General features: G+C 38.2%; 13 protein-coding genes. 5 read left to right on the top strand and 8 right to left on the bottom strand.

Features of this window, described 5'->3' with window-relative positions; genetic code table 11:
- Positions 1 to 12: 12 nt before the first annotated feature.
- Positions 13 to 306 carry a hypothetical protein gene (locus ABMA78_RS07985; protein WP_392858751.1) on the bottom strand — a complete coding sequence of 98 codons (294 nt, stop codon included), beginning with the start codon at positions 304 to 306 and terminating at the stop codon, positions 13 to 15.
- A gap of 111 nt (positions 307 to 417) precedes the next feature.
- Here ABMA78_RS07985 and ABMA78_RS07980 point away from each other — a divergent pair, with 111 nt between their 5' ends.
- Positions 418 to 1,218, top strand: coding sequence for a TIGR02147 family protein (locus ABMA78_RS07980; RefSeq protein WP_392858748.1), 801 nt, complete (start codon positions 418 to 420; stop codon positions 1,216 to 1,218).
- A gap of 80 nt (positions 1,219 to 1,298) precedes the next feature.
- Positions 1,299 to 2,687, top strand: a complete 1,389-nt coding sequence (fumC, locus tag ABMA78_RS07975; protein ID WP_392858745.1) for a class II fumarate hydratase — start codon at positions 1,299 to 1,301, stop codon at positions 2,685 to 2,687.
- Positions 2,688 to 2,692: 5 nt separating this feature from the next.
- On the opposite strand, the gene ABMA78_RS07970 is transcribed toward fumC, so the two are convergent.
- From ABMA78_RS07970 to acnA, 5 genes are all read right to left on the bottom strand, one after another.
- Entirely contained in the window at positions 2,693 to 3,175 is a 483-nt protein-coding gene (locus tag ABMA78_RS07970; protein ID WP_392858743.1) for a hypothetical protein, read from the bottom strand.
- Between the two features lie 15 nt (positions 3,176 to 3,190).
- Positions 3,191 to 5,212 carry a TonB-dependent receptor domain-containing protein gene (locus ABMA78_RS07965; RefSeq protein ID WP_392858741.1) on the bottom strand — a complete coding sequence of 674 codons (2,022 nt, stop codon included), beginning with the start codon at positions 5,210 to 5,212 and terminating at the stop codon, positions 3,191 to 3,193.
- A gap of 79 nt (positions 5,213 to 5,291) precedes the next feature.
- Positions 5,292 to 5,885: an energy transducer TonB gene (locus ABMA78_RS07960; protein WP_392858739.1), complete on the bottom strand. Its 594-nt coding sequence runs from the start codon at positions 5,883 to 5,885 to the stop codon at positions 5,292 to 5,294.
- Positions 5,886 to 5,981: 96 nt separating this feature from the next.
- Positions 5,982 to 6,800, bottom strand: coding sequence for a methyltransferase family protein (locus ABMA78_RS07955; protein ID WP_392858737.1), 819 nt, complete (start codon positions 6,798 to 6,800; stop codon positions 5,982 to 5,984).
- A 152-nt stretch (positions 6,801 to 6,952) separates the two neighbouring features.
- Positions 6,953 to 9,580, bottom strand: coding sequence for an aconitate hydratase AcnA (acnA, locus tag ABMA78_RS07950; RefSeq protein ID WP_392858734.1), 2,628 nt, complete (start codon positions 9,578 to 9,580; stop codon positions 6,953 to 6,955).
- Positions 9,581 to 9,725: 145 nt separating this feature from the next.
- On the opposite strand from acnA, the gene ABMA78_RS07945 reads away from it, so the two are divergent.
- The 3 genes from ABMA78_RS07945 (at position 9,726) to ABMA78_RS07935 (ending at position 12,445) form a co-directional block, all read left to right on the top strand.
- Positions 9,726 to 9,929: a hypothetical protein gene (locus ABMA78_RS07945; RefSeq protein ID WP_392858733.1), complete on the top strand. Its 204-nt coding sequence runs from the start codon at positions 9,726 to 9,728 to the stop codon at positions 9,927 to 9,929.
- Between the two features lie 16 nt (positions 9,930 to 9,945).
- Positions 9,946 to 10,317, top strand: a complete 372-nt coding sequence (locus ABMA78_RS07940; protein WP_392858731.1) for a hypothetical protein — start codon at positions 9,946 to 9,948, stop codon at positions 10,315 to 10,317.
- Between the two features lie 184 nt (positions 10,318 to 10,501).
- Positions 10,502 to 12,445, top strand: coding sequence for a hypothetical protein (locus ABMA78_RS07935; RefSeq protein WP_392858730.1), 1,944 nt, complete (start codon positions 10,502 to 10,504; stop codon positions 12,443 to 12,445).
- Positions 12,446 to 12,448: 3 nt separating this feature from the next.
- Here the strand turns inward: ABMA78_RS07935 and ABMA78_RS07930 are convergent, their stop codons facing one another.
- Together ABMA78_RS07930 and katG are read right to left on the bottom strand one after the other, a co-directional pair.
- The gene (locus ABMA78_RS07930; RefSeq protein WP_392858728.1) at positions 12,449 to 12,718 is read right to left on the bottom strand and encodes an AraC family ligand binding domain-containing protein; all 270 of its coding nucleotides are present in this window, start codon (positions 12,716 to 12,718) and stop codon (positions 12,449 to 12,451) included.
- A gap of 123 nt (positions 12,719 to 12,841) precedes the next feature.
- Complete coding sequence (katG, locus tag ABMA78_RS07925) at positions 12,842 to 15,040, bottom strand: catalase/peroxidase HPI (protein WP_392858726.1); 2,199 nt, start codon at positions 15,038 to 15,040, stop codon at positions 12,842 to 12,844.
- Positions 15,041 to 15,276: the final 236 nt, after the last annotated feature.

Genomic DNA, 15,276 nt, shown 5'->3' with positions numbered 1-15,276 from the left:
TGAACTAGACAACTACTCTTCACATTGAAGCAAAAGCACATTGTATGAAGATTCCCTTACAGAGATCATAAAGTCACAACTTGAGTTTGGCGCTTTTAAATCACCTTGAACAAGACAATAACCAAGCTCCTGCTGGCCCCTTTCATTCTCAGAAAAGCATTCAAGAGATGCAGGCTCAATATTAATTAGAAACTCTTCTTCAATAACTAGCTGATCAGTGAGAACTCTTGAGCTTAAATCTGAGGCGCTGGCCGCTGCCACAGAAAGTGAAATTAAAGAAATTAATACGTAAGTTACTGTTTTCATTTATGCCTCCATTGGTATTTATTAATGTGAAGGCTTTATATCTAAATAAATGACACGTCTCTATATAAAAGTTATAACTTTATTACTTATTATGTTATAAAATACTAACTTATGAATACTTATGATTTTACTGACTATAGAGAATACCTAAGAGAATGCCTTGGCCCAAAGTCGAAGAATTTGACGAGGAAATCCCTGAGCGAAGAGCTTAATTGCCAGCTTTCCTTTATCAACCAGGTACTCACTTTTCGCTCACACCTTTCTCTAGAACATGCAATTAAAACATCAAATTATCTACAATTAACGGATGAGGAAAAAGACTATTTTCTTCTCATGGTACAAAAAGATCGTGCTGGAAGTGTGGAACTTGAAAAGTATTTCCTCGAAAAAATTAATGAAGTACAAAACAAGCGTAAGGAGATCACAAATCGAATAAAGGCCTCCAATACACTTACGAGTGAAGATCAAATGAAGTACTACTCAAGCTGGTACTATGTTGCAATTCACATTCTAACGGCCCTTCCTACATTCAATGAAGCTCAGGATATCGCATCTCATTTAAAGTTAAGTATTAAAGTTGTTAAGGATGCACTTGATTTTCTTATTGATAAAAACTTTGTCACAATAGACTCTAATGGCAATCTTGCCATTGGTAGTACGAGAATCCATCTCCCCCAGGGCTCTGATATGCTTCCACGCCATCATGTTAACTGGCGACAAAAGGCCATGGAATCAGTTGATGATGTGAAAGAAAATGATCTTCATTATTCAAGCTTACTTGGTATTTCAAGAAAAGACCTCCCTGTGCTAAAAGAAAAAATTTTAAAGCTACTCGAAGATTTTGAAGTCGTCTTAAACGAAACGGGGGAAGAAATTCCAGTTGTCTTCACATTGGATCTATTTGAGTTATAAGAATTCCATATTTAACCTTTCTTAAGGTTTGGCCTAATAAGTTTCTATACTAGAATCTAAACAGTAAGAAAGGAAATGTGATGGAATTTAGAATCGAAACCGATAGTAATGGTGAAATTAAAGTAGAGTCTTCTCGCTACTGGGGAGCACAAACTCAACGTTCATTGCAAAACTTCAAGATTGGCAGGGATCATTTTACACGTGAAATGATCAGAGCACTTGGAATCCTTAAAAAAGGTGCAGCACTTGCTAACCTAGAGCTTGGAAAACTTTCAAAAGACAAAGCTGCTCTCATAATACAGGCCGCTGATGAAGTTATTGAAGGGAAACTTGATGAGCACTTCCCTCTTGTTGTTTGGCAAACCGGTTCTGGAACACAAACAAATATGAATGCAAATGAAGTTATCTCAAACCGCGCCATTGAAATCAGCGGTGGGATTATGGGATCTAAAAAACCAATTCACCCTAATGATGATGTCAACAAGTCACAGTCATCAAACGACACCTTCCCAACGGCCATGCATATTGCAGCAGTTGAACAAATTGAAGATCGTTTAATTTCATCACTCAATCGTCTTATCACGGCCTTTGAAAAGAAAACAAAAGAGTTTCAAGATATCGTAAAAATTGGAAGAACACACTTAATGGATGCAACTCCACTTACTCTTGGACAAGAGTTTTCCGGCTATACAGCACAACTTCAAGGAGCGAGAAAAGACATACTCCATTCGATAGAAAACTTAAGAGAACTTGCTCTAGGAGCAACAGCAGTTGGAACAGGACTTAATACACATCCAGAATATGCAAAACTAGTGGCGCAAAAAATCTCTGAAATCTCAGGAAAGAATTTTGTGACGGCCCCAAATAAATTTGCATCCCTTGCAGCACACGATGCGCTTGTTGCGGGCTCAAGTGCTATGAGAAGACTTGCTACGGCTTTGATGAAAATTGCAAATGATATTAGGTGGCTGGCCAGTGGGCCACGCTGTGGGATTGGAGAAATCTCAATCCCAGCTAATGAGCCAGGCTCATCAATCATGCCAGGAAAAGTAAATCCCACACAATGTGAGGCAATGACGATGGTATGTGTACAAGTCCTAGGTAATGATGCCACGATCGGTTTTGCTGGAACTCAAGGAAATTTTGAGCTTAATGTTTATAAACCTGTTATGATTCACAACTTCCTCCACTCACTCACATTACTTGCTGATTCAATGGATTCTTTTAATAAAAATTGTGTCATTGGAATTAAGCCAAACCATGAAAATATTGAAAAGCATCTAAGTAATTCTCTAATGCTTGTGACAGCTTTAAATCAATATATTGGCTATGATAATGCAGCTAAGATTGCAAAGAATGCACATGCTAAGGGATCGACGCTTAAGGAGTCAGCAATTGAATTAGGACTTTTAAGTGCTGATGACTTTGATAAATTTGTTGTGCCATCTAAGATGACACAACCTTTATAAAAATATTACTGTTTATTGTAGTGATAAATTGGTGAACCACCGGCTTCACGACATGTCTTATAATTTGTAAAAGTATCTTTCACACTTAGAACAAGCTTTCCGTCGTTATACTCATAATCAAAGATTGATCCATTTGATTCAACACCAAAATGTTGCTTCTTTAAAATGCCTTCCCATACACCAAGGTTACACTTAACTTTAGTCATTTCAAGTCCACCTTGATACTGACCTGGGCCAACATAATTGAAATCACCTGAATTAACTTGAGTACAATTTAGTAAGTATGGTGCCCACTTTGCACTCTTTGCAATTGCCGTCATTTCAGCTTTTTCCTCTTCAACCTTAAGAGTCACATTATATCTCATAAATGCTCCACCAAGTTTAAGAGTCTCTCCTGTCGTACACTCAATACGATCAAGAAGATATGTCCCTTGAGGGATTGTTGCAAATGCTGATGCTGCCATTAAGAATGCTAAAATTGTTTTCATTAGAAACTCCGTTTATTAAAAATGCTTTATTTTATATTGAATACTCATTTTAAAATTTCGACCTACTTCATGAATATATGAGCCGTGTCTTCGATATGATTTATCTGTTAAGTTATCAAGTCTAGTCGTCATCTTAAGACCATTTAGGATCCCAGATGAGAACTCTTTTGAAGCAAAGATATTGTGAAGTGTATAACCAGGCGTTGCCGTTGTTCTCTCAAGAGAAGCAGGATTCACTCGATCTTGCCTCATGGCCATAAGAGTATCATAACCAAGTTTTACACCATATTGATCGAGATGATAATTTACCCCGAAAGTATATGTATTAGCAGGCATATTAGAAAGCCACATCTTTCTTGAATTATCCCAACCTACACTTCGTGAATAACCTGCAGCAAGCTCAAATTGATCGTAGAGATACCTAAGATCAAATTCCTGTCCATACAAAGTCACTTTATCTCGATTAATAAATTGAGTTGTTCCATTTTTTCCATCAAAAATGGCATAGTCGATAATCTCTTGATCAATATAGTCACGCGCTTTTGAGACATAACCACTTGCCCTGAAGCTCAGAAGATCCATATCTGAGAATATTTGCTTCTTAAACTCTGTTCCAATCTCAATTGTATTTGATATCTCTGGTTTAAGGTCTAAGTTTGTCACAAAGTAGTTATCAGAGATAAAGAACCCATCACCTGGACGGTGTAGTCCAGTTGCATAGACTTCTTGAACGTCTGGTGAGTTAAAACCTTGTGAAAAGTTAGAGAAGAAATTAAAACCATTGTATTCATAATTTACTAAGATTTTTGATGAAAGATTATTATCTTTTACATCACTAAAGCTTGAATCCTTTGACTCAAGTTTATAATCACTAAAACGGATACCTGGTGCTAGGCTTAGTGCGCCAACTTTATAATTCAACTGAGCAAAGGCAGCGGCCTCAGTAATCTGTCCATCTGGATAATCTGAAACACTACCAGTTGAACTCTTACCTGTTACCTTATCAATTGTTGCATCAGCACCAATAACGAGTTTTAAATCATCTCTTAAAGAGAGTTGATCTTTTATTCGTGTACCAATTGTTTCGATATTTCTCTCTTCCTTTCGGCCATCACTATCACGCTCTTGCTTATTAAATTGTTCAGAGAAATAGAGATTTCCGACAAGGCCCTTTCGCTTGTACTCAGCACTAACAGACTCACGCTTTATGATTGTTCTTCCGTGAAGAGTTGTCAGATCACTTGGTGGATCAAGAGTTGCGTTTAGCGGAGATTCATCTTCAAGATTATAGAGTTCAGCATTTAGTTTTATCTTTTGAGAGTTCTTTAGATCAAAATTAAATTTCGTAGAAAGATTATATGTTTCAAAAGCAGAGTTTTTAAGAGTTGTCTCATCGCTAAGTTTTAGATCTTTTGAATCTTTAAAACTAGCGCTAAGAAGGTAGTCTCCACTATTCATGAGTCCAAAAGTTTTCACTGACTCTGCATTCATATTTGAAGCTTCTTCAAAAGAATACTTAACGATACTTCCATACTTTTCACCGGCATTGAGGTAGTCGCGTCCATCTTTAGTAACAAATGACATTCCACCACCAAGACTAATTCCTTGTGAGTAATCTGTATTTGATTTGAAGATATCAACTTTTTTAATACTATCCGGATCAACTGCAAGATGGGAGTAGTTGTGATTTGAAAAATAAAAGGTTTGTTTTACACCATCGATATTTACAAATAGCTTATTTGCTTCGAGGCCACGAACTTGTGGGGTTTCACCAATAGCGCGTGGACCGCCTTTAGTTGTCGCACCGGATGTCTTCTTTAGAACATCATCGATACTTTGAGCGACTTCTTCTTCAAGCTCATCAGATGTGATCTCATCCTGTAAACCTAAAGCAGCACTTTGCCCTTCTTCATAAACCTCTAGCTCGTCGGTAATATAAATCGACTCAAGACGATTTACGTCTTGCGCAAAGATAAGAGAATGTGTGAGAAGGCCTAGAAATACTAATTTGTATTGGCCATCAAACTTTTTTATCATGCAGGCAAACTATCATATTTGAAATGATTTTTGGAATGGTTTTAGTAAAGAAGTTAGTTTTTACAGTGCGTTAAGGTAATTACAATAACTCATATTTAATAGGAATTGCGACCTTTAAAACCTCTGACTTTAGAAAGTCTGGCATCTGAGGAAGATCTCCAAGGGCCTCAATTGTTTCAAGGGCCGACTTATCCAGAATGGCATGGCCACTGCCCTTTTGAATTTGAATATTTGAAAGGTTACTTGGGTATGAAACCTCAAAGTAGATATCAACAATCCCTTGTTTTTTTAACATCTTGGCCACTCTTGGGTAGCGTTTTTGAGCAAGAATTTGATCCCTAATCGTTTTGAGGTACTTGGCCTTCTCACTCGCCTCTCCAGCATCGGCGACCTTTTTAATCACTGGAGCGTTCTCTAGAGACTGCTCAACTACCTTAGTGACCTTTTTCTGTATCAACTGCTTTGAACGGGCCTTCTTTTGAGTAAGCTTCTTGGGAGATTCAGTGATCTTCTTTAACTTCACTAAGCGTCTAACCTGAATGGCCTGGGCCTGATTTGCTGAAAAATACACATTCGAAGACTTTGGCTTCAAAGCTGAAGCTGTCCCAAATACTAATATTCCATGAATTCCTATCGAAATAATTGTCGAATAGAGAAAACGATTCTTGCGCATAGCTCTTATTATCACCAAATGGCCTTAAATTCACAAATGCTTTTCTATTCATGAAGAATTTTCAATGAGTAAGAGGGAGACAAAGCTCCCTCAAGATTAAGCGGCCTTCTTCTTTTCTTTGGCCTCTTCCTTCTTATGATCTTTTTGTTTAGTTTCGCTGGCCTTAATATCATTTGGGCCAATGATATCGAATGTTGGAACAATGGTTTTCACACGAGTTCGATAGTCCATATAGCGACTCCCCCATTGCCTAACAAGATCTCTTTCTTCAATAGAAACCCCTCCGACAATATAGGCAGAAAAGATTCCACTAAACATCAGATGGTCAACAGTCATTTCTGGAGTAAACCACATCCCTATCAGAGCTCCTGTCATAATTGGGTGACGATCGAAACTGTACATCCAGCTTTCTTGAAAAGGGACTCGTTGAATTGGCCTTCCTCGATAATAATTATAAGCTTGCTCCAACCCAAATAATTCAAAGTGATTTAAAGCAAAACTTGCCACAAAGAGATAGGCCCATCCAGCAACCCCAATACTCATAATGAGAGTCGATGCCATCGTATTTTCGATATTCCACATGACAACGCCATTCTTAGGCCAAAATAGAATTGCACAATGAAGAGTAATACCAGACATCAATACATAAAGAGATCGTTCAGCGGCCGCTGGAATATACTTATTAATAAATTTTTTAAACCTCTCCCTGGCCATGATTGTATGCTGAGCTGCAAATAAAGCACTAAGCCCTATGGCAATAGCGAATGCACTACCAAGAGAGTCCGTTGTGTAATCAACAATTCCATATTGAAATGGAATTAAGCCTAACATGCTGCCGATCCAACCAACGAGAGCGGAAAAGCCAATTAAATAACTAATCACCCCAAATGCTAAGACACCTGTTTTGTTCGTCATATTATCCTTCCTATGTTGTTGTGAGTTCTTTCATTATAAAATGAATAACAACATGGAAGTAGAGCACTAAAAGCGCCATACGAAAGAGGTGTAAACACTTAATAGCACAGCAAGTTTAGACAAATTAGTAAAAATTGGCTTTTTATAAATTCTTAATTACTTTGCATCTCTCTTAGAACCATTTGCAAAATACCACCATGTGTATAGTAATCCACTTCGGCCTGAGCATCGACTCTTAGAATAACTTCAAACGTCTCGATACTGCCATCTTCACGTTTCATCTTAATCGAAAGCTCTTTACGAGGAGATATCCCCTCTTCAATACCCTCGATCGAAAATGTTTCAAGACCTGTTATCTTAAGTGTTCTAGCGCTCTGTCCTTCTTTAAATTGCAGAGGAAGAACGCCCATGCACACAAGGTTACTGCGATGGATTCGCTCGTAACTTTCAGCTAACACCGCCTTAATACCTAAGAGCGTTGTTCCTTTAGCGGCCCAATCTCGAGAACTTCCTGATCCGTATGCACTTCCTGCCACAACAATAAGAGGAACTTTTTCTGTTTGATAACGTTTAGAAGCATCATAAATACTCATTTGTTCGCGACTTGGTAAATGAGTTGTCCAAGGCCCTTCAGTTCCTGGGGCCATTTCATTTCTTAAGCGAATATTTCCAAATGTCCCACGGATCATAACTTCATGATTTCCTCGACGAGAGCCAAAGCTATTGAAGTCTTTTTGTGAAACACCTTGTTCAATTAAATACTGACCTGCTGGTGAATCCTTACCAATAGTTCCTGCCGGTGAGATATGATCTGTGGTGATAGAGTCACCAAGTAAACACATAACCCTTGCATCACTAATATTTTCTAATGGTGCTACTTTTTTAGGTAGATTTACAAAGAAGTCAGGCTCTCTTACATAAGTTGAATCACCTTGCCACTCGAAGAGATCACCTTTAGGTACGGCCATGCTTTTCCACTTTTCATCTCCTGCAAAGATTCGCCCATACTCATATTCATATTGTTCAGAACTTACAGAGGAAGAAATGAGCTCTTGTACTTCGGTTGCAGAAGGCCAAATATCTTTCAAGTAAATATCTTTACCATTTTCATCCTGGCCAATTGCTTCACTAGATAGGTCACAAAGAAACGTTCCAGTTAGAGCATAAGCAACACACAGAGGAGGTGAAGCCAAGTAACTAGCTTTAATCTGACTGTGCACTCGTCCTTCAAAGTTTCTATTTCCTGATAAGACAGAAACAACCGCTAGGTTATTATCATTAATATCTTTTGCAACATCTACCGGTAGAGGCCCAGAGTTACCGATACAAGTCGTGCAGCCGTAACCAACAAGATTAAAGCCTAGCTCTTCAAGATAAGGTAGAAGTCCTGCTTTTTTTAAATAATTTGTTACCACTCGAGAACCTGGAGCAAGAGAAGTCTTAACCCAAGGCTTCGTTTTGAGCCCGGCCTCAACGGCCTTCTTTGCCACGAGCCCTGCAGCTAACATGACAGATGGGTTTGAAGTATTTGTACAACTTGTAATTGCAGCTATCGCAACATCACCGTGTTTAATAACTTTGCCATCATTTTTTTCAACCTTAAAATTATCATCAAATGACTTACGAGCACTATCAAGCCCCACTCTTTGTTGAGGAAGTTTAGGCCCAGCTAAACTTGGAACGACACGACTTAAATCGAGATCAAGTACTTCACTAAATTGTGGCTCCTTGTCTCCATCTCTTCTAAATAGCCCCTGCTCTTTTGTATACTTTTCAACTAACTCTACCTTGTCACCTCGACCAGTCATAACTAAATAATCAAGAGTAACTTGATCAACAGGAAATAAGGTTGCTGTTGCACCAAACTCTGGTGACATATTTGAAAGAGTCGCGCGATCTGCAATACTTAAATTACTTAGGCCATCTCCGAAGAACTCAACGAATTTGCCAACAACACCGTGAGTTCGTAACATCTCAGTAAGCGTTAGTACTAAATCAGTAGCAGTTGCACCGGCCGGAAGAGTTCCTTTCGTTCTTACACCAATAACAATTGGTTCTGGTAAGAACATCGGTTGCCCAAGCATTGCGGCCTCAGCTTCGATTCCACCAACTCCCCATCCTAGAACCCCCAGTCCATTAATCATAGGTGTATGAGAATCGGTTCCAACTAATGTATCAGGAATCGCCCAGCCTTTTTTACTTTGAACAACATGACCAAGATGTTCTAAGTTTACCTGGTGGCAAATTCCCATCCCAGGAGGAACAACACGAAAGTCTTGAAAGGCTTGCTGTGCCCAATTTAAAAGAGCATATCTTTCAGCGTTTCTTTCATATTCAAGTTCAAGGTTTTTTTCATATGCCTGCGCATTTCCGAAATTATCAACTTGGACAGAGTGATCAATAACGAGATCAACCCCGACATAAGGATTTACTTTCTTTGGATCACCACCAGCCCTTGCCATGGCACTTCTCATCGCGGCCAAGTCGACAACAGCAGGTACTCCCGTAAAGTCTTGCATTAAGACACGTGCGGGCATAAACGCCAGAGATGCATTCTTATCGTAGCCGCTTCCCCACTTTACTAAAGCCTCAACGTCAGTTAATTTCACGTCTTTTCCATCAACTCTTCTTGCAATATTTTCAATTAGAATTTTAATGGTATGTGGAAGAGTATCTAACTCGACATCATACTTTTCACATAAGCTTTTTAGACTTACATACGAAAGTTTTTCGTTTTCTAGCTCTAATAGCATCTCTACTTCTTTGGTCATATTTTCCATAAAGAACCCTTGATATAAATTTAAAAATGTTTTTCTATATTTTACTTTTCGGATAAATATTAATGATATTAAATTTTTATCATTTAATAATTTTTGAATTAAGTGATAGAATAAGAGTAATTAACTAGACTAATAAGGAATGTATATGAGTTATGAATTACCTCCGCATAACGTCGGTGTTGAAGAGTTTAAAGGCAATAAGATTTTTAAAATTTATAAAGTTGATGATGAAGGTAACGAACTAGAAAAGTACGGTACTGTTATGAGCTTTGGTTTAACAAAGGCCAAGTACATTCTTGAGCACGTTGATGAAATCAAAAAATTTGTTGATACATTTTCTAAGGAATAGAACAAGGATGTTTAAAATGAAAAAAGTAATCGTTATTTTATTATTAACAATGCCTATTTTTGCTAGTGAATGCTACAAGTCGTTATGTAAAGACGATAAGGTCATGGATGTCTTTGGTTGGTCAGGGTTTGTAACAAGCTTTGATGAAGCAAAGGATGTGGTGGAAGTAGAACTTGCCCACGGGCCAGGTACATATTCTTTCCCATATGCAGAACTAGGGAGATCGGTTGAATGTTTTGAAAAGATCTGCGTCGAAGATAAAGTTATCGACAAATACAATGAAGTCGATATCGTGCTTGAAATCTATACTCACGGAAAGGCCCGTGTTTACTCACCTGATCGCGATGGTGAGTTCATCATGGATACAAAAACTCTAATCAAATACTAATAAGTGATGTCAATCTGGCCAGGAAACTGGCCAGGTCACTTAATTTTTCTTAAGTTTCTTACTTTTGACAGTTTCTGCACCAAAAGTCTCCTATCATATTTGCAATAAACAATTTGAACTACTATAGTTTTTCCAAATTAACTTAGGGATAAAAATTTAATTTTGTAATACATAGGATAGTAATATGAAGTACTTTTTATTCCTTGCCATTTTAGTGCAAAGTTATTCATTCGCGTTTTCTCATGAAAGCACTCTCAACAACGAATTAAAGTCGTTATTCAATGGATTCAAAGAAGATATTATTTTTAATATCAATAAAGAAGTTAAAGAAAATTTTAACAATAAAGAAATTGGAAGCAATTTAAAGCTTATGAGTGCAAATATTGCTGAAACCAATATTCTCGACTTTCCGATTGAGTTCTATGAGATTACTGATAACAAAATTGTTGTCGGTATTCCTGACTCAAACAAGTGGAAGTTAAAGCTTAGAGCTCGCTTAAGATATAAAACGAAATGGTTTCGTATGACAAAACTTATTAAGCTAAATATTAAAGAGCTAAAGTTTAAATACGTTATCAACTATGTCAGAGACGAAAATAGCGTCATCAGAGTGAAATCAGTTGAGACCATCGATAAAAAATTAAAAGTTGATCTTAAAGCATCTAATGTCCTTATTAATGGTATTCTTGTTGCGGCCAAGAAAGTATTAAAAAAGAAAATTAACAAGTCTTTTGACAAGCTCCTTATTCAAGGTAGCGAGCAGTTAAAAACAGTATTTGTGCTAAACGAGCGCTTTAGGCAAGCAACTCCAGATCGACTCAAGTCTCCTCCAAGGTATAGTTTTTCAGACCTCGAGGATACGATTGAAAATATCGAAGAGAAAATTGCTCAAAAACATATGATAAATGGAACTGTTTTAAACCTTAGATATAATCAAAATGATTATATTTCTTGGTTTGATGCCTATGGGCCAAACGGACAAGGGACAAAGGGTGAAGTTGTTGGCTTCGGTACGTTCTCAGATGCAGCGATTTGGAATGGTGCTTATCTTGCTTCACAGGCCTTTCGCTACAGTGTCTCTCAAAATGAGAAGGCCTTAAGTAATATCAGGACAAATCTAGAAGGAATTGGAAACCTACTTGGTGTAAATGGCTTTACTGGCCTTCTTTCAAGATCAGCTCAACCCCTAAATAGTATGGCCGGTCGAGCACTGATGAAAGATAGAGACCCTCTTGATTATGAGATTGTTGATTACAAAGGCGAGAAATGGGTTAACCATCACGAAAAGAAAGGTATCACAAGAGATCAGTATACTGGAATTATCTTTGGCCTAACAATTACTTATGACTTAATTGAAGATGAAGAGATTAAGACGAAGGCAGCTTCTTATTATCGTATGATGCTTGATTATCTAATCAGAAATAATTGGACGATATCTGAAGACCGTGAAATCAGCATCACTCCTGCAAAGGTTATCGCGCCGACAGTTTGGTTTGGAAGTCCTGAGCAGCAACTTAATATGCTTGTCATTGGCGAGCACATGTTCCCTGGTCAGTATACGCAAGAGCTAAACCGCATGTCTGAGTTAAGTAAGACGGCCTATATTTTTCACAATATTACTGCCAAGGATAATGTAAATAAGTATTACAAATTCAACCTACTTAATATGCACTTTTATAACTACTTTAGGTTAGAAAAGAATCAAGAGCGTCGTGCAGATATGCTTAGGTCTTATAAAGTCATTAAATATAGTACAGGTCACCACGATAATTCTTTCTTTAATTTAATTGAATACTCTTTTAACCCAGAAGCTGTATCAGAAGAAAAGATTACTCGTATTCAAGAAAATCTCGTGCGTTTCTTAGAGCGTTCGCCAAGGAATGTAAGTATTGTAAAACCACCACTTGAGGATATCGAACTTGTCCAATACCCTGAATACGGCGGAAAAGGCTTCATGTCGATCTCAGCAGATGCTCTTGATATTAGACATCGCCACCCTGGCGGTTCATTCATGTGGCAAAGAGAGCCTTACACAGTTGGTTATGAGAAAAGAGGTGCGGCCGCAGATGAAAATCCAGGCTACGATATCACCCTAATTTACTGGATGAGTAAGTACTACGGCCTGTAGTACTTATTCATACCAAAGAATTAATTCTAAGCACTCTCCTTCATCGGGAACCATGTAGTGAGACTTATTCGGCTCAATGGTAATGAGGCTTCCTTTTTGAACAGGAATCGTTTGGTTTTCAAGATGAATTATTCCACTTCCGGAAGTAATGAAGACCACTTCCCCTCTTGTATGCTTATGAGGACGCCCCGCCTTCGAAAATGAGAAGAAGTTAATTTCTTTAATCTCTTTTGTTTGAATTGTTTTGATGTAACCAAATGATGTCTCTTTCATAAACTCTCCTTGTCTCACATTATAAGAAAGAAGAAGTATAGAGAAATTCATAATTGGTATACTTACTATTCTAGGTAGGAATAAAACCTGACCGAGTTGTCTCACTCGGCCAGGCATATCGTCTTATCTTTTCAGATCAAAGCGATCAGCTTGCATTACCTTAGTCCAGGCCTTAACGAAGTCTTGCATGAATTTCTTCTGTCCATCGTTAGCAGCATAAACTTCAGCAATAGCTCTTAGTTCTGCGTGAGAACCAAATACTAAGTCGACTGGAGTTGCAGTGTACTTAACCTTTCCTGATTTTCTATCAACACCATTGTATAGACCAGGAGTGCTTGATTTCGTCCACTTATTGTCCATCGTCAGAAGGTTTACAAAGAAGTCATTTGTAAGTTTTCCAGGACGCTTAGTGAAGACACCATTTTTTGATCCATCAGCATTTGCGTCAAGCGCACGCATACCACCGATTAAAACAGTCATTTCAGGAACAGTTAGACCTAACATATTTGCTTTATCAATTAGCATATAAATAGGAGTTCTTCCTGAATCTTGCGTATAGTAGTTACGGAAAGCGTCTGCCTTTGGCTCAAGATAAGCAAATGAAGTGACATCTGTTTGTCTTTGAGTTGCATCACCTCGTCCAGAAGCAAATGGTACCTTAACTTTGTTACCAGAAGCCTTCTCAATTGCAGCTGCTCCACCAAGAACAATTGTATCGGCCAGTGAAACGCCATATCTTTTACTAATCTTTTCAAGCTTAGGAATTACTGTATCAACATTAGATACTTTATTAATTGCCCAATCTTTTTGTGGCGCCAAGCGGATACGTGCACCATTAGCACCACCACGCATATCAGTTCCACGATATGTAGAAGCTGATGCCCAAGCAGTTCTAACAAGATCAGATACTGATAAGCCTGACTTTAAAATATCAGATTTAATTGCCGAGGCCGTTGTATTAGAAATCTTCTTCCCTTTAGGAGTTGGATCTTGCCATTTAAAAGACTCCTTCGGAACTTCTTTACCAATATAGCGCGCTTGTGGCCCCATATCACGGTGAGTAAGCTTGAACCATGCCTTAGCAAATGCATATTCAAATTTCTTTGGATCATCTAAAAAGCTTTTCGAGATTTTTGCATAAGAAGGATCTTCCTTAAGAGCAATATCTGTTGTGAACATGATTGGTGCGTGGAATTTATCTTTTACGTGTGCATCAGGAACCATATCCTTTGCACCTTCATCTGTTGGAATCCACTGGTGTGCACCTGCTGGAGATTTCGTAAGCTTCCAATCAAATGACCATAAGTTATCGAGGTAACCTGTAGTCCATTGTGTAGGAGTTGCATTCCATGCTCCTTCAAGTCCTGAAGTAATTGTATCTTCCGAGTGACCTTTTCCACACTTATTCTTCCAACCAAAACCTTGGTTCTCTATTGGAGCTCCTGCTGGATCAGACTCTAAACAATCTTGAGGCTTATGAGCACCGTGTGCCTTACCAAAAGTGTGACCACCAGCAATTAGCGCAACAGTTTCTTCATCATCCATTCCCATTCTTCCAAATGTTTCACGAATATCTTTTGCTGCTAAAAGAGGATCAGGCTTTCCGTTTGGTCCTTCAGGGTTAACATAAATTAGCCCCATTTGAACGGCAGCAAGAGGTCTTTCTAGCTCTCTCTCACCTTTGTATCTCTTATCTCCCGCAAGCCACTGAGTTTCAGGGCCCCAGTAAACAAGATCAGCTTCCCAATCGTCTGTACGTCCACCGGCAAAGCCAATTGTTTTAAATCCCATATCTTCAAGAGATACGTTCCCAGTAAGAACCATTAAGTCGGCCCATGAGATTTTATTTCCGTATTTCTTTTTGATAGGCCAAAGTAGCCTCCTGGCCTTATCTAGGGAAACATTATCTGGCCAACTATTAAGTGGTTCAAAACGTTGTTGACCACCACCGCCACCTCCGCGGCCGTCGTGACTTCTATATGTACCAACACTGTGCCATGCCATACGAATAAAGAATGGCCCATAGTGACCGTAGTCTGCTGGCCACCAGTCTTGTGATGTTGTTAATGTTTTTCTGATGTCTTTTTTTACTGCAGAAAGATTTAGCTTTTTAAATTCTTTTGCATAATTGAATTTAGATCCTAGTGGACTTGATTCCACTGAGTGTTGTCTTAGAGGTGTTAGATCGATTCGGCTAGGCCACCAAAAACTATTTGGCTTGGCTTCACCGCTTGCGAATTGCTGGCCCATATTTTCATTTGAGTTAGATGCACAACTCAAAAGTGCTACAGTAGCAATTAACAAAGGTAGTTTTCTTTTCATATTTGGCTCCTTTGAAAATCTATGTTTTCGATGCAATCAGTATCGATGAAAGACAGGTCTAAAGATAATATATTTCGTCTATATCAGGATAGATTTTAGCTATAGAAGCACAAACTTAATTTTTCTTAACTATCAACCCACATGGTCATAAACATCATAAACCACTAGAATTACAACACTAAGAAAGAGAAAATAAAAGAGGCGGGATTATTTAAAAGGAAAAAATGACAAATGGC

It is taken from the genome of Halobacteriovorax sp. RZ-2 (assembly GCF_043196685.1).
In the GTDB taxonomy this organism is placed as follows: Bacteria; Bdellovibrionota; Bacteriovoracia; order Bacteriovoracales; family Bacteriovoracaceae; genus Halobacteriovorax_A.
Note: the sequence above shows the minus strand (reverse complement) of the source record. Positions and strands in the feature narration are given on the sequence as shown.